Raw genomic sequence first — 19,283 nt, 5'->3', positions numbered from 1 at the left:
GCATTGTCCAGCGCCGCCGCGTCGCTATTTGAGGGGCATGCACACCGCCCACGATACGCTCGCCCTGATCGGCAACACCCCCCTCGTCCTGCTGAAAGGCCCGAGCGAAGCGGCGGGTGCCGAAATCTACGGCAAGTGCGAGTTCGCCAATCCGGGCGCCTCGGTGAAGGACCGCGCCGCGCTCGGGATCGTCGAGGATGCCGAGGCGCGCGGCGTCATTGCGCCGGGCGGCACCTTCGTAGAGGGGACCGCCGGCAATACCGGCATCGGCCTTGCGCTGGTCGCCAATGCCAAGGGTTACAAGACGATCATCGTCATGCCCGAGACGCAGAGCCGCGAGAAGATGGACACGTTGCGCGCGCTTGGCGCGGAACTGGTGCTGGTGCCCGCCGCGCCCTATTCGAACCCCGGCCATTTCGTCCACACCTCGCGTCGGATCGCCGAGGAGACACCCAACGCGGTATGGGCCAACCAGTTCGACAATATCGCCAACCGCCGCGCACACATCACCGGCACCGCCGAGGAGATCTGGGCGCAGATGGACGGGCGGGTGGATGGCTTCACCTGCGCGGCGGGCACCGGCGGCACCATCGCCGGGGTCGGCATGGGGCTGAAAGCGAAGGACGAGCGCATCCGCATCGCACTCAGCGATCCGCACGGCGCGTCGCTCTACGAATATTATGCGTGCGGCGAGTTGCGCGCGGAAGGGTCATCGGTCGCCGAGGGCATCGGGCAGGGGCGGATCACCGGCAACCTCGAAGGTGCGCCGATCGACACGCAGTTCCGCATCTCGGACGAGGAGGGGCTCGAATGGGTGCGTCGCTTGCTGTCGGAGGAGGGGCTGTGCCTCGGCTTGTCGTCGGGCATCAACGTGGCGGGCGCGGTGCGACTCGCGCAGACGCTCGGGCCGGGCAGCCGGGTCGCGACGATCCTGTGCGATACCGGTTTTCGGTATCTGTCGTCCCTCTACAACAAGGACTGGCTGGAGGCCAAAGGCCTGCCGGTTTTCCCCTGGCTTGCGACGAACTGAGGCAGGGCATCGACAACAAGAAATTTTTGCGTTACATTTCTGCCACAGTATGAAAATCATCGTACAAGACCCAGGCCATGCAGGCCACCGCGCGAAGGTCGGGATGATCGGGCTGGCGGCCGTGCTGTTGCTGATCGGGTTGGCGGCCGCGGTGTTCGCGACCGCGACCAAGGAGCGCCCGATCGCAGTGCCCGGCACTGCCCGCACCCAGGCCGAGCGGCGCATCGCCGACAACGCCGCCGCGCCGAGCGACAAGGCGACCAACGAGCCGCTCGCCGAACTCGGCGTGGCGCCGAGCACTGCCATCGCCGATGCCACCGCGAACAGCGTGGATGCGGCGCAGGGGGCAAACCCCGCGCAATGATCGCGCCTCGCCGCCCGGCGGCGAATCCGGCCGGCTGCGGTTCGGGGAAAACCCGGGAAATCACACCTGAACGAAGGTCCGCACCGGAAAAGTCCGGGTGCGGCGTCGTGCGTTCGCGAACATTCGTGGAACGTGCGGCGACGTTCCCCGCAAAAGCTCCGGACAAACCCGGAGGATAGCCGTTCTCCCGTGAAATCCCCGGATTTCCCCTTGAATCCCCGCGTAGCCATATGTTAACTCCGTCTTCGACAGGGGCAGCACCATCTCGCCTGCGCGATTCTAACCGAAGCGGCTGAAAACAGCCGCTTTTCGGGCCGGGGTCGGCTTGCCTGTCGCTTTGTGGAGCGTCGCAAGTGGGGGACCGGCTGGAGTATCAGGGGAAAGGACTGGGCCTTGTCGATGACAAGGGCCGTGTCGCCATTCCCTCGTCACTCCGCGCCACGCTCGCCAAGAACGCCCCGCGCGACGACGGCAAGGATGGCGGCACCGTCATCATCGCACCGCACCCGACCTATCGCTGCCTGATCGCTTATGATCCCGGCTTCGTCGCGCAGTTGAAGCGCGAGTGCGAGACGCGCGACGACGCGCACGTCGCCGCGACCGGTGGGTCGGACTACAATATCCTCGCCCGCGCCGGTGCCGCCGAGGCGATGCCGTTCGACGGCAGCGGCCGCTTCATCATGCCCGCGTTCGAGCGCAAATATGCGCGCATCGAGGAGGTCGCCTTCTTCCACGGCACCTTCAAGTGGATCACGATCTGGTCGCCGCGCATCATGCTCGAGACCGACGGCATCGACCCGTTCCTCAAGGAAGCGGTCGAGTTTCAGTGTGCCGAAAAGGGGATCGCGCTGTGAGCGATGCTCCACATATCCCGGTGTTGCTCGACGAGGTGCTCGCCGGCCTCGCCATCGAACCCGGTTCGGTTCAGGTCGACGGCACGTTCGGCGCGGGCGGCTATACGCGCGCGATGCTCGGGCAGGGCGCGCAGGTGTTCGCGTTCGATCGCGATCCCGATGCGATCGCCGACGGGCAGGCGCTGGTCGAAGCGTCGGGCGGAAAGCTCACGCTGATCGCCGCCACCTTCTCCGCGCTCGAAGCCGAGCTGGCGGCGCGTGATGCGCTGCCGGTCGACGGCGTAGTGTTGGACATCGGCGTCAGCTCGATGATGCTCGACCGGCCCGAGCGGGGGTTCAGCTTTCAGCAGGACGGCCCGCTCGATATGCGGATGAGCCAGGCGGGCGAGACTGCCGCCGAGTTCCTCAACACCGCCGACGAGAGCCTGATCGCCGACGTTCTGTACGAATTCGGCGAGGAGCCGCGCGCCCGCCGGGTGGCGCGCGCTATCGTCTCCGCAAGACCCCTTACGCGGACCACCGAACTGGCGAATGTGGTTAAGAAGGCGTTAGGACATAAGCCGCATGACAAGAAGGACCCGTCGACACGGACCTTCCAGGCAATTCGAATTCACATCAACCGGGAGCTTGGCGAACTGGCCGACGGGCTCGCGGCGGCGGAGCGCGCGCTTCGTCCGGGAGGCATGCTGGCGGTGGTGACGTTTCACAGCCTGGAGGACCGGTTGGTCAAGCGCTTCTTCCGGGAGCGTAGCGGCGGTTTGCCGGGCGGTTCGCGGCATCTGCCGCAGGTCGCGGCGAAGGCGGAGCCGAGTTTCGAGAAAGTGGCCCGCGCCGTGCGCGCGGGCGAGGCCGAGATCGCGCGCAACCCGCGTGCGCGCTCGGCGACGTTACGGGTCGCGCAGCGGACGGCGGCTGCGGCTTGGGTCAATGAAGGGGCGTTGTAATGCTTGGGCTTGCGTGGAAGACGATGGGCTGGTTTCTGGCGGGTGTCGCGGTGGCGCTCGGCTTCCTGCTCGTGCCTTTGCAGGTCGCGGCGGAACGCAAGAAGCTCGACCATACCGTCGCCGATATCGCCCAGGCGCGCCGCGACATCCGCGCGCTGGAAACCGAGTTCGAGACGCGCGCCAACCTCGCCCAGCTCGACCAGTGGAACAACGATACGCTGCGGCTGGTCGCGCCGGGTGCGGCGCAGTTCGTCCCCGATGAAGCCGCACTCGCCTCGATCGACGTGCATCAGACTGGCGGGGCCGATATCCAGACCGCCTCGTTCGTGCCCTCGGGTCCGATGAGCGAGTCGATCGCGACGGCCGCCGCCAGTGCCGAGCAGCCGAAGCTGCAACCGGCGGTGGCGGTGCAGGCAAAGCCGGCGCCGGTGCTTGCCGCCGCGGTCGCCAAGGTGAAGGACGTCTCGGTGAAGCTTGCGCATGTGGAGGCGGTGGCGATGCTCGATCGCAAGCTGCTGAGCGATTCGACGGTCGGCGATCTTCTGTCCAGCGCACGGCGGGAGGCCCGTTCGGGCCGATGAGCACGCACCTCGCCCGCCCCCTGCCGCAGCGCCGTGTCAGCGGTCAGCGCCATGCGCTGATCGCCGTCGCGCATGTGCGGCTGATGATCCTGATGCTGTTCCTCGGCGCGGGGTTTCTGGTGGTGGTCGGCAAGATCGCGCTGCTCGGGCTGCTGTCGTCGCCGGCGGACGCGCAAGGGGCGGCGATCAACCCGGTGGTGCGCAGCGACATCCTCGACCGCAACGGCGAGCCGCTCGCCCGCACGATCGACGCGTGGACGGTGGGGGTGCGCCCGCACGATATCCTCGGCGACAAGCGCGCGCTGGCCGAGGCGCTGGTTAAGATCATGCCGGGTCATGACGAGGAATGGTATTATTCGAAGCTCACCATGAAGGGGAACTTCACCTATCTGGACCGGCACGCATCGCCCGCGCTCGTCAACACGATCCACGATCTCGGCGAACCCGGCATCGTCTTCGCGCAGGAGCCCGAACGGCTGTATCCGCAGTCGACGCTCGCCGCGCACGCGCTCGGCTATATCGGGCCGAGCGGCACCGATCCCAACATCAAGGGCCGCGCCGGCATCGAGCGTGCGTTCGACGACCGCCTGAGCAGCCCGGCCGAGCGCGGCACGCCGATTTCGTTGTCGCTCGACGCGCGCGTGCAAGCGGCGATGGAGAGCGAACTCGGCCGCGCGATGGTGACGTTCAAGGCGCGCAACGCGACCGGTATCGTGCTCGACGTGCATACCGGCGAGGTGATTTCGATGGCGTCGCTGCCGGTCTATAACCCCAACAAGATCGGCGGCACGCCTGCCGACGCGCTGCGCAACAACGTGACGCAGAGCGTGTACGAGCTTGGCTCGACCTTCAAACCGATCACGATGGCGACCGCGATCCAGAGCGGCACCATCACCTCGATGTCGCGACGCTTCGATGCGACCGCGCCGCTCAAGGTCGGTAGTTTCACCATCCATGACGAGCGCGGCGACCCCAAGCGCTGGCTCAACATTCCCGAGACGTTGATCTATTCGTCCAACGTGGCCACCGCGCGGATCGCGGATGAAGTGGGCGCGCAGCGGATGCAGACGATGTTCCACCTGCTCGGCTTCGACGCCAAGCCCGAGATCGAACTGCGCGAGAAGGCGCATCCGCTCTGGCCGCGCTATTGGGCGCGTACCACGACAATGACGACGGCCTACGGCCACGGCATCGCGATCACCCCGTTGCAGCTTGCCAGCGCTTATGCCGCGCTGGTCAATGGCGGCGTGTGGCGCCCTTCGACGCTGCTCAAGGTGAAGCCCGGCCACGAGGCGCCGGGGCGGCGCGTGCTGTCGGAGGCGACCAGCGCGCGGATGCGGCAGTTGCTGCGGCTGGTCTGTCTGTATGGCACCGGGCGGAAGGGCGATGCGGCGGGCTACCGCGTCGGCGGCAAAACCGGCACCGCTGAGGCGGCGGCGAACGGCGGCTACGACCATTCGCGCAACGTCGCCACCTTCGTCGCCGCCTTCCCGATGGATGCGCCGCGCTACGTCGTGCTGGCGATGCTCGACTCGCCTGAGGGCACCAAGGAAACCGGCGGCTGGAAGACCGCGGCGTGGAATGCCGCGCCGGTGGTGGGGCGCGTGATCGCCCGTACCGGCGCGATGCTCGGCGTAATGCCGGACGCACGCCGCGAGATCGACCTTGCCGATCTGCGGCCGACGCTTACGCTGGTGGCGGGCGCGACGCCCCCGACTGGTGGAGAAGAACAGTGAAACTTTCGATGCTGGTCCCCGGCGCGCCCGACGTGCCGGTGACGGGCTTCGCGATCGACCACCGCAAGGTCGCACCCGGCACGATCTTCGGCGCGTTTCCCGGCGCGCGCGTCAATGGCGAAGACTATATCGCGGCGGCGATCGCGGGTGGCGCGGTCGCCGTCGTGGCGCGTCCGCAAGCGGTGGTGGAGGGCCCGCTCCACATCGCCGATGCCGAGCCGCGCCGCCGTTTCGCGCAGCTCGCAGCGGCGTTTTTCGCGCCCTTTCCGACGACCGCCGTCGCGGTGACCGGCACCAACGGCAAGACTTCGACGGTCGAGATGGTGCGGCAGCTCTGGCGGATGGCGGGCCATCCCGCCGCGTCGATCGGCACGCTCGGCGTCACCACCGGTGACGACCGGGTCTCGACCGGGCTGACCACGCCCGACGTGGTGACGTTCCTGTCCAACGTCGCCGGGCTGGCGCGCGAGGGTGTGACGCACCTTGCGTTCGAGGCGTCGAGCCACGGGCTCGATCAATATCGCACCGAGGGCGTGCCGCTCAGCGCGGCGGCGTTCACCAACCTCAGCCGCGATCACCTAGATTATCACGGCACCATGGAGGCGTATCTCGCCGCCAAGCTGCGGCTGTTCGGCGAAGTGCTGCCCGAGGGCGGCACTGCCGTCGTGTGGGCTGACGATGCCGTGGCGGGCGCGGTCGTGGCGGCGGCGCGCACGCGGGGGATCAGAATCGTGTCGGTCGGCACGCAGGGCGAGACGCTGCGGCTGGTGTCGCGCGCGCCTACGTTGCTCGGCCAGACGCTGAGCGTCGAGCATGACGGCAAGGCGCACCGCGTCACGCTGCCGCTGATCGGCGCGTATCAGGCGGCGAACGCGCTGGTCGCGGCTGGGCTGGTGATCGCCACCGGGGGCGACGCGGCAGCGACTCTGGCCGCACTCGCACGGTTGCAGCCGGTGCGCGGGCGGCTCGAACGCGCGGTGATCGCGCGCAGCGGCGCGCCGGTCTATGTCGATTACGCGCACACCCCCGACGCGCTGGAGGCCGCGATCGCCGCGCTGCGTCCGCACGTCGGCGGGCGGCTGATCGTGGTGTTCGGCGCCGGCGGCGACCGCGACACAGGCAAGCGGATCGAGATGGGGCGGGTCGCCGCCGCGCAGGCCGATCACGTCATCGTCACCGACGACAACCCGCGCAGCGAAGACCCGGCGAGCATCCGCGCAATGGTCCTGGCGGGGGCGCCGGGCGCGGTCGAGATCGGTATGCGCCGCGACGCGATCGGCGCGGCTATCGCGGCGGCGGGGCCGGAGGATATCGTGCTGATTGCGGGCAAGGGGCATGAACAGGGCCAGATCGTCGGCGAGTTCGTGCTGCCGTTCGACGACGTGACGGTCGCACGGGAGATGGCGGCATGACTCTCTGGACCTCCGCCGCCATCGCCGCCGCGACCGGGGGCGAAGCCTCGGCCGATTTCGCGGTCGACGGCGTTGCTTTCGACTCGCGCGAGGTCGGTGCGGGCGATCTGTTCGTCGCGCTCGCGGGCGAGACCACCGACGGCCACCGCTTCCTCGACCAGTGTTTCGCGCAAGGTGCGGGCGGGGCGCTCGTCAGCAGCGACACGCCGCACTCACACGTCCGGGTCGCCGATACGACGATTGCGCTCGAGGCGCTTGCCCGCGCGTCGCGGGCGCGCACGCAAGCGAAGATCATCGGCGTGACCGGATCGGTCGGCAAGACCGGCACCAAGGAGGCGTTGTTCGCCGCGCTCGAACGTGGCGCGCGCGGGGCGGTGCACCGTTCGGTGAAAAGCTACAACAACCATACCGGCGTGCCCTTGAGCCTCGCGCGGATGCCCGCCGAAAGCCGCTTCGGCGTGTTCGAGATGGGGATGAACCATGCGGGCGAACTCGCCGCGCTGACCCGCATCGTGCGCCCGCATATCGCACTGGTGACGGCGATCGCGCCCGCGCACACCGCCTTCTTCTCGGGCGAGGAGGCGATCGCCGATGCCAAGGGCGAGATCTTCCAGGGGCTCGAACCCGGCGGCACCGCGATCGTGCCGTTCGACAGCCCGCATCGCGACCGGCTGATCGCTGCGGCCGCGCCGTATGCGGCACATATCGTCACCTTCGGTTCGGGCGCGGGGGCGGACGTGCGTGCGATCGAGGCGATGCCGGTCGCTTCCGGCGGCACCTTCGTGACCGCGCGGCTCGGCGACCATGAACTGAGCTACACGATCAGCCAGCCCGGCGCGCACTGGGTGTCGAACACGCTCGCGGTGCTGGCGGCGGTGCGCGCGGCGGGCGGCGACCTTGCGCTGGCGGGCCTCGCGCTTGCCGAACTCGAAGGGCTGGCCGGGCGCGGCGCGCGCTTCACCGCGGAGCTTCCCGGTGGCGGCGAGGCGCTGGTGATCGACGAAAGCTACAACGCCAACCCCGCCTCGATGCGCGCCACGCTGGCGGTGCTGGGGCAGGAGCGGGCGCGCAAGATCGCCGTGCTGGGCGAGATGCGTGAACTCGGCGCGGACAGCGCCGCCTATCACGCCGCGCTTGCCGAGCCGATCCGCGCGGCGGGCGTCGAAGCGGGCATATTGGTCGGTAAATCCATGGGCACACTCGCGAACATGCTTGAGGGGCAGGGCGATTTCGTCCATGTGCCCGACGCCGCAGCCGCGCGGGAGCGCCTGGCGGCGCTGCTCGCGCCGGGAGACGCGGTTCTCATCAAGGGTTCGAACGGCGTGGGGCTGTCGACGGTGGTCGCGGCCTTGCGAAGCGGGATTGTGTAATGTTCTACTTCATCGCCGAGCTGTTCCACTTCCACGGCTTGCTGAACCTGTTCCGCTATCTCAGCTTCCGTACCGGCGGCGCGGTGGCGACGGCGCTGTTCCTCGGCTTGCTGATCGGCCCGCGTTTCATCGGCTGGTTGCGCGTGCGGCAGGGCAAGGGCCAGCCGATCCGCGCCGACGGCCCGCAGACGCACCTCGCCAAGCGCGGCACGCCGACGATGGGCGGGCTGATGATCCTGACCAGCCTGACCGTGTCGATCCTGTTGTGGATGGACCTGTCCAACCCGTTCGTCTGGGCCTGCACCTTCGTGACGTTGGGCTTCGCCGCGATCGGGTTCCTCGATGATTACGACAAGGTCCGCAAGGCGAGCACCGCGGGCGTGTCGGGCCGGGTGCGGTTGCTTAGCGAATTCGCCATTGCGATCGTCGCGAGTGCGATGATCGTGCACCAGAACGGCACACATCTGTATTTGCCGTTCGTGACGGGTATTTCGGTTGATCTCGGCTACTTCTACATTCTGTTCGCGGCGTTCACGATCGTCGCGTTCGGCAATGCAGTGAACCTGACCGATGGGCTCGACGGACTTGCGACCATGCCTGTCATCATCGCCGCGGTCAGCTTCATGCTGATCGTGTACCTGGCCGGCAACTTCAAGTTCGCCACATATCTCGGCATCCCGCATGTGCCCGGCGCCGGCGATCTCGCGATCTTCTGCGGCGCCATCGTCGGGGCGGGGCTCGCTTTCCTGTGGTTCAACGCGCCGCCCGCAGCCGTCTTTATGGGCGATACCGGCAGCCTTGCGCTGGGCGGCGCGCTCGGCGCGATCGCGGTGGTGGCGCATCACGAAATCGTGCTCGGCATCATCGGCGGTCTGTTCGTGGTCGAGGCGCTGTCGGTCATCATCCAGGTCGCGGTCTATAAGCGCACCGGCAAGCGCGTGTTTCGCATGGCGCCGATCCACCACCATTTCGAGCAGCTCGGCTGGGCCGAGGCGACCGTCGTGATCCGCTTCTGGATCATCGCGCTGGTGCTGGCGCTCGCGGGCCTGTCGACGCTGAAACTGCGGTGAGGACGATGCTGAACGCAGCGTCATCACAGCATCCCCGCGCAGGCGGGGATCCAGTGCCACAGGCGGCGCCGCTTGTGGCGGGACGCGCGTGATCGTCTCGCCGCTCTGGCGCGGCAAACGCTTCGCTGTGCTGGGGCTGGCGCGCTCCGGCGTCGCGACCGTGCGCGCGCTGGTCGCGGGCGGTGCGGATGTAGTGGCGTGGGACAGCAAGGCCGAAGCCCGGGACGCGTTGTTCTCTCGCGAAAGCGGGAGTCCAGAGCCGCAAGCGGAGACGTCCGTGACTCTGGACCCCCGCCTGCGCGGGGGAACCGTCTCGCTGGAGGACGTGGAAGCGATCGACCTCGCCGGCTTTGACGGCCTCGTCGTGTCACCGGGCGTGCCGCTCAACCGGCATCCGATCGCGGCCAAGGCGCGCGCGGCGGGGGTGCCGATCCTCGGCGATATCGAGCTGTTCGCGCAGGCCCGCGCCAGCCTGCCGCCGCACAAGGTGGTCGGCATCACCGGCACCAACGGCAAGTCGACCACCACCGCGCTCGTCCACCACATTCTGCAAACCGCCGGTGTGCCGACGTTGATGGGCGGCAACATCGGCCTTCCGATCCTCGAGCAGACGGCGCTTCCCGAGGGCGGCGTCTATGTGCTGGAGCTGTCGAGCTACCAGATCGACCTGACCCACAGCCTCGGCTGCGATGTCGCGGTGCTGCTCAACATCACGCCCGATCATCTCGATCGTTACGACGGGTTCGCGGGCTATGCCGCTTCCAAGGCACGGCTGTTCGCGATGCAGACCGGCGATCATAGTGCCGTCGCCCATTCGAGAGACTGGTGGGGTTTCAATGGTGCCGAAGCCATCGGAAGCGTGAGCAACGCCGGATACCTCGACGTGTACGACGATGCATTCCATACATGGCAGGATGAGCCTGACGCGATTGGCGTGCTGGAGCAGGCGGATTGGCCATCGCTACAAGGCCCCCACAATCTGTTGAACGCATCGGCGGCCATGTCCGCTTGCTATTTGCTTGGCCTTGAAGCCGCACAAATCCGCATCGGCCTGCGCACCTTCGCCGGCCTGCCGCACCGCATGGAGCGCGTGCGCGAGCGGGGTGGCGTTGCCTTCATCAACGACAGCAAGGCGACCAACCCGGAAAGCGTCGCACCCGCGCTCGCCGCGTTCGAGCGGATTCACTGGATCGTCGGTGGCAAGGCCAAGGGCGCCGATCTCGATGCGTGCCGCCCGCAGTTCGGCCATGTCGTGCGCGCCTATACGATCGGCGAGGCTGGCCCGGTCTTCGCCGATTTGCTCCGCCACGATATGCCGGTCGAGGAGGCCGGAACGCTCGCCGCCGCCATCGCCAGCGCGGCCGCACAGGCACAGCCCGGCGAGACCGTGCTGCTGTCGCCGGCCTGCGCCTCGTTCGACCAGTTCCGCGATTTCGAACAGCGCGGCGACACGTTCCGGCAACTCGTGCAGGCGCTGGCATGAGCGAGAAGCGCACGATATGGAAGCGCATGCAGGGCAGCGGCGGCCGTTCGGACCGGTCGTGGCTGGGCATGTGGTTCTGGGATATCGACCGCGTGCTGCTGCTGCTGGTGCTGCTGCTGATCGGCGTCGGCGTGATCGCGGTCGGCTCGGCCTCGCCCTCGGCGGCGCAGCGTTATTCGGACGAGAAGCACCATATCGCGCCGCTGTATTATCTGTGGTGGCAGATCGCTTGGGTGAGCGTGTCGATCCCGGTGATGCTGCTGATCTCGATGCTGCCCGTGTCGGTCGCGCGGCGGCTCGCGCTGGTCGGGGCGGTGCTGTTCCTCGTCGCGCTGGCGGCGGTGCCGTTCATCGGCGTCTCGAAGAACGGCGCGACGCGGTGGCTCAATCTCGGCATCTCGCTGCTCCAGCCCTCGGAGTTTCTCAAGCCGTTCTTCATCGTCACGGTGGCGTGGGTGCTGTCGATGCGCGCGCAGGACGATGCGTTGCCGGTGGTGTTCATCACTGGCGCGATGACGGCTCTGGTCGGCGTGCTGCTGATGATGCAGCCCGATTTCGGCCAGACCATCGTGTTCGTCAGCGTGTGGTTCGCGCTGCTGATGATCTCGGGCACATCGACCAAGGTGATCCTCGGGCTGATCGCGCTTGCGCCGGCTGGGCTTGTGTCGGCCTATTTCTTCTATTCGACCGCGCAGAAGCGCATCAACGCCTTCCTGTTCCCGGACGTGGAGGGCGAGGGCGCGTCCGACCATTTCCAGACCAACGCCGCACGCGCGACCATCACCCATGGCGGCTGGCGCGGCACGGGGCCGGCGGGCGGCACGATGAAGTTCCGGCTGCCCGAGGGGCATACCGACTATATCTTTTCGGTGATCGGCGAGGAGTTCGGGCTGATCGCGTGCATGATCATCGCACTCCTGTTCTTCGCGATCGTGGTGCGGGTGTTCGTCAAATTGCTCGACGAGCTGGACGAGTTCCGTCTGTTCGCCGCCGCTGGACTTGCCACGCAGTTCGGCGTGCAGTCGCTGATCTCGATGTCGGTCAACACGGGGCTCGCACCCTCCAAGGGCATGACCTTGCCGTTCATCAGCTATGGCGGATCGTCGCTGGTCGCGCTGTCGGCGGGAATGGGCTTGCTGCTGGCCTTCACCCGGCGCAATCCGTTCGTGACCAGGTCCCCCTATATCGCCAAATGGAGCGGCGTATGAGCAAACCCCGTCACTTCGTCCTCGCCGCCGGCGGGACGGGCGGCCACATGGTTCCGGCGGCGGCGCTCGCTGCCGAGCTGATCCGGCGCGGCCATTATGTCGCGCTGGTGAGCGACGAACGCGGCGTGCGCTTCCCCGATCTGTTCGAGGGTATTCAGACGCATATCCTGCCCGCCGGCCGGCTGGGGGGCGGTCCGCTGGGCTATTACAAGGCGGCGCGTGAGATGTGGCGCGGTCGGGCGATGGCGATCGAGCTGTACAAGACGTTCCGTCCGGCGGCGGTGATCGGCTTCGGCGGATACCCGGCGCTGCCGGCTTTGCTGGCGGCGTTCAACCAGAAGATCCCGACTGCGATCCACGAACAGAATGCGGTGCTCGGCCGCGTCAACCGGCTGGTGGCGGGGCGGGTCGATGCGATCGCCACGTCCTATGCCAAGGTCGAGCGGCTTGCGGACAAGCTCAACGACAAGACGCACCTCGTCGGCAATCCGGTGCGTGATTCGGTGATCGCGATCCGCACCAAACCCTATCCGCTGCTCGAGGAGGACGGCATCTTCCGCGTGCTCGTCACCGGCGGCAGCCAAGGCGCGAGCGTGCTCAGCAAGGTCGTGCCCGAGGGGCTGTCGATGCTGCCGGTCGCGTTCCGCCGCCGCTTGCAGGTGACGCATCAGGCGCGTGTCGAGGATATCGATGCATGCCGCGCTAAGTACAAGGAACTCGACATCGCCGCCGATCTGGCGACCTACCTGCCCGATCTGCCCGAGCATCTTGCCTGGTCGCATCTGGTAATCGCGCGCGCCGGCGCCTCAACCTTGTCCGAACTGACCTGCGCTGGCCGCCCCGCCATTCTCGTACCGCTGCCGAGCGCGACCGACGACCACCAGACCGTCAATGCGCGTGAGATGACGCTGGCGGGAGGCGCGCGCACGATCGACCAGCGCAGCTTCACCGCGCCCGAACTGGCCAAGCAGATGCAGCGGCTCGGGCTCGACCCGGAAGCGCTCCAGAATGCGGCGGGGCGTGCGCGCGGTTGTGGCCGGCCCGATGCGGCGCGCGATCTTGCCGATCTGGTCGAGAGCCTCGGCCAGACAAAGAGCGAGCTGCCGATCGGCGTGCCGCTTCCCGCCACGTTCAAGAAGGCAGCACTGGCATGAAGGGCGTCGCGACCGACATCGGCACGATCCATTTCGTCGGCATCGGCGGCATCGGCATGTCCGGCATCGCCGAGGTGATGAAGAACCTCGGCTACAACGTGCAGGGCTCCGACGTGGCCGAGGGCTATGTGGTCGAGGGGCTGCGCGCGAAGGGCATACCCGTAGCGATTGGGCACAAGGCCGAGAACCTCGGCGACGCGGCGGTGATCGTCACCTCCACCGCGATCAAGCGCGGTAACCCGGAGGTCGAGGCGGCCTTGGCGAACCGCGTGCCGGTGGTGCGCCGCGCGGAAATGCTCGCCGAGCTGATGCGGCTGAAGTCCACCGTTGCGGTGGCGGGCACGCATGGCAAGACCACCACCACCTCGATGGTGGCGGCGCTGCTCGATGCGGGCGGGGTCGATCCGACCGTCATCAACGGCGGCATCATCAACAGCTACGGCTCGAACGCACGGCTGGGTGCGAGCGATTGGATGGTGGTCGAGGCCGACGAGAGCGACGGCAGCTTCCTGCGTCTGGACGGCACGATCGCGGTCGTGACCAACATCGACCCCGAACATCTCGATCACTATGGTTCGTTCGACAAGGTGAAGGACGCGTTCGTCGAATTCGTCGAGAACGTGCCGTTCTACGGCGCGGCCTTGCTGTGCCTCGATCACCCGGAAGTTCAGGGCATCCTGCCGCGCGTGCGCGACCGGCGCATCGTCACCTACGGCTTCTCGACGCAGGCGGATGTGCGCGGCGTCAACGTGCAGCCGATCCCCGGTGGCAATCGCTTCGAGACGATCGTGCGCCACCGTGATGGCACCACCCGCTCGATCGAGGGGATCGACCTGCCGATGCCGGGCCGCCACAACGTCCAGAACGCGCTCGCCGCGATCGGCGTGGCGCTGGAGCTGGGCATCGACGATGCGACGATCCAGCGCGGGTTCGCCAAGTTCGGTGGCGTCAAGCGGCGCTTCACCAAGGTGGGCGAAACCGGTGGCGTGACGGTGATCGACGATTACGGCCACCACCCGGTCGAAATCCGCGCGGTGCTGGCGGCGGCGCGCGAAGGCGTGGAGAACCGTGTGATCGCGGTGGTGCAGCCGCATCGCTTCTCGCGTCTCGGCAATCTGATGGAGGAGTTCCAGGGCGCCTTCAACGATGCCGACATGGTGTACGTGACGCCGGTCTATGCGGCGGGCGAGGCGCCGGTAGAAGGCGTCGATGCCGAGGCTCTGGTCGAGGGATTGAAGCGGCGCGGCCACCGCTCCGCCGCGACGATCGCCGATGCCGATGCGCTGGCGCAGACGCTCGCGGGCGTGGTGCAGCCGGGCGACATGGTGGTGTGCCTGGGGGCTGGGGATATTACGAAGTGGGCGGCGGGACTCGCGCCTGCTATTGACGCGTTGCGATGACCAACAACCTGTTAACCCACTCGCTCAAGCTCCAGAAGGAGATGCTCGACGCGCAGCGCGCGTCGGCTGCCGATGTTCGCGCGACGATCGAGACGGCGAGCCGCGAGATCGCCGAGGCGAACCTCGAAGCGATGAAGGCGTGGGCGCGAGTGTGGAACGCCTGGCTGTGACGGAAGGGGTCGCCTTTACCACCCCGTACTCCCGCAAAGGCGGGAGCCCCGGGCCGGGCGGCGCGGCGCTCGTGGCTGTGGCCCCCCGCTTTCGCGGGGGAGCGGCTGTTTCACGCCGCTACCTCACCAATCCGTTCGCCCTGAGCGCAGTCGAAGGGCGTGCCTCAAGCGCGGCGTTAGTGGCATGTGCTTCGACTTCGCTCAGCACGAACGGGTGTTGGGGTGCCGGTGTAAAGGCTGGCGTGCGATGAGCGCGATCAGAGCGATGCCAACTATAGCAGTACGCGGCCGGTTGACCCAGCACGCCCCGCTTGCGCCGCTTGTCTGGTTCAAGGCGGGCGGGGCGGCCGACTGGCTGTTCGAGCCGGCGGATGCCGACGATCTCGTCGCGTTCCTCGCCGGTCTCGATCCGTCGGTGCCGGTGATGGCGCTCGGGCTCGGCTCGAACCTGATCGTGCGCGATGGCGGCTGGCCGGGCGTGGTGGTGCGGCTCGGCAAGGCGTTCGCGGGGGTCGAGCGGATCGACGAGACCACGCTGCGCTGCGGCGGCGGGGCGTCGGGCATCCTCGTTTCGTCCACCGCGCGGGACGCGGGCATCGGCGGCGTCGAGTTCCTGCGGTCGATCCCCGGCACGGTCGGTGGGTTCGTGCGCATGAACGGCGGCGCCTATGGCCGTGAGGTGAAGGATATTCTGGTCGATTGCGACGTCGTGCTGCGCTCGGGCGAGCGGCGCACACTGGCGCTTTCGGATCTCGGCTACACCTATCGGCACAGCGATCTGCCCGACGGCGCGATCGTGGTGAGCGCGACGTTCCGTGGCTATGCCGAACAGACGGCCGTCATCCAGGGCGAGATGCTCCGTATCGCCGCCGCGCGTGAGGCGTCGCAGCCGCTGCGCTCGAAAACGGGCGGCTCGACCTTCAAGAACCCCGCCGGCCACAAGGCGTGGGAACTGGTCGACGCGGCCGGCTGTCGCGGTCTGCGGCGCGGGGACGCGCAGGTCAGCGAGAAACATTGCAACTTCCTGCTCAACCTCGGCGAGGCGACGAGCGCGGATATCGAGGCTTTGGGTGACGACGTGATCGAACGGGTGAAGGCGCAGTCGGGCGTGACGCTGGAATGGGAAATCCAGCGGGTGGGGGTGAAGGCGTGAGCGGCGGCATCCCGTCGCCCCGGCGCAGGCCGGGGCCGCTGCGTTACGACGCGCACCAGACGTTTCGAGCCCAACCGGCCGGCCCCGGCCTGCGCCGGAGCGACGTGATATGAGTACGCCCCTCCATATCGCTGTCCTCATGGGCGGCTGGTCGGCTGAGCGCGAAGTGTCGCTGATGAGCGGCAACGGCGTCGCCGATGCGCTGGAGTCGCGTGGACACCGGGTCACGCGCATCGACATGGGTCGCGATGTCGCCGCGAAGCTCGCCGCCGCCGCGCCCGACGTGGTGTTCAACGCGCTGCACGGCACGCCGGGCGAGGACGGCTCGGTGCAGGGCATGCTCGACCTGATGGGGCTGACCTACACGCACAGCGGGCTCGCCACCTCGGTGATCGCGATCGACAAGCAGCTCACCAAGCTGCTGCTCGTCCCCGCCGGCATCCCCATGCCGGGCGGGCGGATCGTCAAGTCCGAGACGCTGTACGAGGGCGATCCGCTGCCGCGTCCATATGTGCTGAAACCCGTCAACGAAGGTTCGTCGGTCGGCGTGGCGATCGTCACGGCCGAGGGCAATTATGGTTGCCCGATCGGCCGCGACGTGGCCGGGCCTTGGATGGAGTTCGAGGAACTGCTCGCCGAGCCGTACATCCGTGGTCGCGAGCTGACGACGGCGGTACTGGGTGGGCAGGCGCTTGGCGTGACGGAACTCAAGCCCAAGAACGGCTGGTACGATTTCGACGCCAAATACACCGATGGGCTGACCGAGCACGTCTGCCCCGCGCAGATCCCCGACGACATCGCCGAGGCGTGCAAGCGCATCGCGCTAGACGCGCATCGCGTGCTCGGCTGCAAGGGCGCGTCGCGCTCCGATTTCCGCTGGGACGACGAGCGCGGCGTCGAGGGGCTGTTCCTGCTCGAGGTCAACACGCAGCCGGGCATGACGCCGCTCAGCCTCGTCCCCGAACAGGCGCGCCATCTCGGCATGAGCTATGCCGAGCTGGTGCAGGCGATCGTCGACGAGGCTTTGGCAGAAGCCGGCGCTGAGGCGGGGGCGCCATGACCAGCAAGACGATCAAGCGCGGCACGCCGCGCCGCCCGGTCCAGCAGAAGCGGCGCAAGGCTCCCAAGGTTTCGATCATTGACCGCACGATTGCCGCGCTGCCGCTCAGCGAGGCGACGCTGACGCGGATCGCGACGTGGACGATCGTGGCTGCGGTGTGCGCGGGCGTGATGGCGATCGGCGTGTGGATGGGCATTCCCGGCGCGGTCGGCACGGCGGTGGGCGAGGGGATCGGTGAGGCGGGCTTCCGCGTCAACAACGTGCAGATCACCGGCCTGTCGCGGATGGATCAGAACACGATCTACAAGATCGCGCTCGAACAACCGTCGCTGGCGATGCCGCTGGTCGATCTGGAGAAGACGCGCGAGCGGCTGGTCGCGCACAGCGGCTGGATCGAGGATGCGCACGTTTCGCGGCGGCTGCCCGATACGCTTCTCGTCCAGATCGTCGAGCGCACCCCGGCGGCGGTGTGGCAGAACAACGGCCAGCTCGCGCTGATCGCGGCGAACGGCACCTATCTCGAACCCGTCCAGCCCGATGCGATGCCCGATCTGCCGCTGGTGGTGGGCGATCATGCCAACGAACAGCAGGAATCCTACGATCGCCTGCTCGCCGCCGCGCCGGCGCTGCGTCCGCAGGTCAAGGCCGCGACATGGGTGGGGAACCGACGCTGGAATCTGACGTTCGATAGTGGCGAGACGCTCGAACTGCCCGAAGGCGACGACGACTCTGCGCGCGCGCTGGTGAAGTTCGCGCAGATGGATGGCGTTCAGCCGCTGCTCGGCAAGGGCTGGATCGGGTTCGACATGCGCGATCCGTCGCGGCTGGTCGCGCGCAAGCCGGGCGATACCGCCGGCGGCACCGTGCCGACACCCGCGATCGCGCAACCGGCGATCGCAAAGCCCGCCAGACCCAAAGCGGCGGACACGCAGGCGAAACAGACCGCGCACTGGGCAGCGCAAGGGTAAAGACGGGCAACAGGGGTAAAGCAGATGGCGAAGATCGCACCGGAAGGACTGATTACCGCGCTCGATATCGGCTCGTCGAAGGTTTCGGCGATGATCGCGCAGAAGGGCGACGGCGGCGAGCTGATCGTGCTCGGCACCGGCCAGCGCGAGAGCCGTGGCGTCAAGCGCGGCTACATCGCCGATGCCGCCGCGACCGAGGCGGCGGTGCGCGAGGCGGTCGAGCAGGCCGAGCGGATCGCCGGCACCAATATCGAGAACGTGTGGGTCAGCTTCTCGGCGGGGGGCCTCGTGTCAGACGTCGCTTCGGTCGAGTTCGAACTGGGCGGTCACCGCGTCGAGCAGACCGATATCGACGCACTGTTGCAGGCGGGGCGCGATTCGATTGATCCGGCCGGACGCATCGTGCTGCACGCGCAGCCGGCGCTCTACACGCTTGACGGACTGACCGGCGTGAAGCGGCCGCTCGGCCTCCATGCCGATCGGCTCGGCGTGCACATCCATGTCGTCGCGGCGGACGGTTCGCCGGTGCGCAACCTCGGGCTGTGCGTCGCCAACGCGCATCTCGAGGTGAAGTCGATCATCGCCTCTCCGGTCGCGACCGGCATGGCGTGCCTGTCCGACGAGGAGCGCGAGCTGGGCGTGGCTTTGGTCGAACTGGGCGCGGGCATCACCAACGTCTCGCTGTTCGCGGGCGGGATGCTGGTCGGGCTGACCTCGATCCCGATCGGCGCCGCCGACATCACCGATGACATCGCCTCCGCCTTCGGCACGCGCCGCGCGCAGGCCGAGCGGATGAAGTGCTTCCACGGCTCGGCCAATGCGTCCCCGCGTGACAATCACGAGATGATCGACGTCGCGCCGATCTCGGCGGAAGACGGTGTCGGCGACGGCAGCCGCATCACGCGCGCGCAGCTGATCGGGGTGATTCGGCAACGTCTCGATCATCTGATCGGCGAAGTGCGCAAGGCGCTCGTCGAGCTGAAGTTCGAAGGTCCGGTCGGGCGGCAGGTGGTGCTGACCGGCGGCGGCGCGGAGTTGAACGGCATCGCCGATTATGCGCAGGCGGCGCTCGGCCGCTCGGTGCGGGTGGGGCGTCCGCGCGGGCTGTCGGCGTTGCCCGAGGCGCATTCGGGGCCGGCATTCGCGACGCTGGCGGGGCTCGCTTTCTACGCCGCGTCCGATCCGGTCGATCTGCGCGCGCTGTCGCGCAGCCACCAGACGGTGCACCGGCCCAAGGGTCTGGCGATCTTCCGCCGGATGATGGCGGCGGCGCGCGCGAATTATTAAGCAATTACGACAGGGCTGCATCATTCGGGCTGGAACCAC

Annotated in this window: 18 protein-coding genes; all 18 read left to right on the top strand. The window is 67.9% G+C overall.

What is annotated here, in order from left to right:
• The first annotated feature begins 37 nt into the window (after positions 1 to 37).
• The 18 genes from AC3ANX_RS13715 (at position 38) to ftsA (ending at position 19,244) form a co-directional block, all read left to right on the top strand.
• Complete coding sequence (locus AC3ANX_RS13715) at positions 38 to 1,030, top strand: cysteine synthase A (protein ID WP_488333825.1); 993 nt, start codon at positions 38 to 40, stop codon at positions 1,028 to 1,030.
• A 103-nt stretch (positions 1,031 to 1,133) separates the two neighbouring features.
• Entirely contained in the window at positions 1,134 to 1,394 is a 261-nt protein-coding gene (locus AC3ANX_RS13710; protein ID WP_488333824.1) for a hypothetical protein, read from the top strand.
• A 353-nt stretch (positions 1,395 to 1,747) separates the two neighbouring features.
• Complete coding sequence (locus AC3ANX_RS13705; protein ID WP_488333823.1) at positions 1,748 to 2,248, top strand: division/cell wall cluster transcriptional repressor MraZ; 501 nt, start codon at positions 1,748 to 1,750, stop codon at positions 2,246 to 2,248.
• Complete coding sequence (gene rsmH / locus AC3ANX_RS13700) at positions 2,245 to 3,192, top strand: 16S rRNA (cytosine(1402)-N(4))-methyltransferase RsmH (protein ID WP_488333822.1); 948 nt, start codon at positions 2,245 to 2,247, stop codon at positions 3,190 to 3,192. The genes AC3ANX_RS13705 and rsmH overlap by 4 nt, the downstream gene beginning before the upstream one ends.
• Positions 3,192 to 3,773, top strand: a complete 582-nt coding sequence (locus AC3ANX_RS13695) for a hypothetical protein (protein ID WP_488333821.1) — start codon at positions 3,192 to 3,194, stop codon at positions 3,771 to 3,773. Before rsmH ends, AC3ANX_RS13695 begins: the two co-directional genes overlap by 1 nt.
• The gene (locus AC3ANX_RS13690; protein ID WP_488333820.1) at positions 3,770 to 5,509 is read left to right on the top strand and encodes a peptidoglycan D,D-transpeptidase FtsI family protein; all 1,740 of its coding nucleotides are present in this window, start codon (positions 3,770 to 3,772) and stop codon (positions 5,507 to 5,509) included. The genes AC3ANX_RS13695 and AC3ANX_RS13690 overlap by 4 nt, the downstream gene beginning before the upstream one ends.
• An 8-nt stretch (positions 5,510 to 5,517) precedes the next feature.
• Positions 5,518 to 6,921, top strand: a complete 1,404-nt coding sequence (locus tag AC3ANX_RS13685) for a UDP-N-acetylmuramoyl-L-alanyl-D-glutamate--2,6-diaminopimelate ligase (RefSeq protein WP_488336954.1) — start codon at positions 5,518 to 5,520, stop codon at positions 6,919 to 6,921.
• Positions 6,918 to 8,291 (top strand): UDP-N-acetylmuramoyl-tripeptide--D-alanyl-D-alanine ligase, encoded by a 1,374-nt coding sequence (locus AC3ANX_RS13680; RefSeq protein WP_488333819.1) that lies wholly within the window; start codon positions 6,918 to 6,920, stop codon positions 8,289 to 8,291. Before AC3ANX_RS13685 ends, AC3ANX_RS13680 begins: the two co-directional genes overlap by 4 nt.
• Complete coding sequence (gene mraY / locus AC3ANX_RS13675) at positions 8,291 to 9,361, top strand: phospho-N-acetylmuramoyl-pentapeptide-transferase (protein WP_488333818.1); 1,071 nt, start codon at positions 8,291 to 8,293, stop codon at positions 9,359 to 9,361. Before AC3ANX_RS13680 ends, mraY begins: the two co-directional genes overlap by 1 nt.
• Before the next feature lie 88 nt (positions 9,362 to 9,449).
• Complete coding sequence (gene murD / locus AC3ANX_RS13670) at positions 9,450 to 10,844, top strand: UDP-N-acetylmuramoyl-L-alanine--D-glutamate ligase (protein ID WP_488333817.1); 1,395 nt, start codon at positions 9,450 to 9,452, stop codon at positions 10,842 to 10,844.
• Positions 10,841 to 12,052, top strand: coding sequence for an FtsW/RodA/SpoVE family cell cycle protein (locus AC3ANX_RS13665; RefSeq protein ID WP_488333816.1), 1,212 nt, complete (start codon positions 10,841 to 10,843; stop codon positions 12,050 to 12,052). The genes murD and AC3ANX_RS13665 overlap by 4 nt, the downstream gene beginning before the upstream one ends.
• Complete coding sequence (murG, locus tag AC3ANX_RS13660) at positions 12,049 to 13,206, top strand: undecaprenyldiphospho-muramoylpentapeptide beta-N-acetylglucosaminyltransferase (RefSeq protein ID WP_488333815.1); 1,158 nt, start codon at positions 12,049 to 12,051, stop codon at positions 13,204 to 13,206. The genes AC3ANX_RS13665 and murG overlap by 4 nt, the downstream gene beginning before the upstream one ends.
• Positions 13,203 to 14,606, top strand: a complete 1,404-nt coding sequence (gene murC / locus AC3ANX_RS13655) for a UDP-N-acetylmuramate--L-alanine ligase (RefSeq protein ID WP_488333814.1) — start codon at positions 13,203 to 13,205, stop codon at positions 14,604 to 14,606. The genes murG and murC overlap by 4 nt, the downstream gene beginning before the upstream one ends.
• Positions 14,603 to 14,776 carry a hypothetical protein gene (locus AC3ANX_RS13650; RefSeq protein ID WP_488333813.1) on the top strand — a complete coding sequence of 58 codons (174 nt, stop codon included), beginning with the start codon at positions 14,603 to 14,605 and terminating at the stop codon, positions 14,774 to 14,776. The genes murC and AC3ANX_RS13650 overlap by 4 nt, the downstream gene beginning before the upstream one ends.
• A 247-nt stretch (positions 14,777 to 15,023) precedes the next feature.
• Complete coding sequence (murB, locus tag AC3ANX_RS13645) at positions 15,024 to 15,929, top strand: UDP-N-acetylmuramate dehydrogenase (protein ID WP_488333812.1); 906 nt, start codon at positions 15,024 to 15,026, stop codon at positions 15,927 to 15,929.
• A 109-nt stretch (positions 15,930 to 16,038) separates the two neighbouring features.
• The gene (locus AC3ANX_RS13640; protein WP_488333811.1) at positions 16,039 to 16,989 is read left to right on the top strand and encodes a D-alanine--D-alanine ligase; all 951 of its coding nucleotides are present in this window, start codon (positions 16,039 to 16,041) and stop codon (positions 16,987 to 16,989) included.
• On the top strand, positions 16,986 to 17,957 hold the full coding sequence (locus AC3ANX_RS13635; protein ID WP_488333810.1) for a cell division protein FtsQ/DivIB: 972 nt from the start codon (positions 16,986 to 16,988) through the stop codon (positions 17,955 to 17,957). The genes AC3ANX_RS13640 and AC3ANX_RS13635 overlap by 4 nt, the downstream gene beginning before the upstream one ends.
• 24 nt (positions 17,958 to 17,981) lie before the next feature.
• Entirely contained in the window at positions 17,982 to 19,244 is a 1,263-nt protein-coding gene (gene ftsA / locus AC3ANX_RS13630; RefSeq protein WP_488333809.1) for a cell division protein FtsA, read from the top strand.
• Positions 19,245 to 19,283 lie beyond the last annotated feature (39 nt).

The organism is Sphingomonas sp. BRN-1R, from assembly GCF_057748035.1.
Note: the sequence above shows the minus strand (reverse complement) of the source record. Positions and strands in the feature narration are given on the sequence as shown.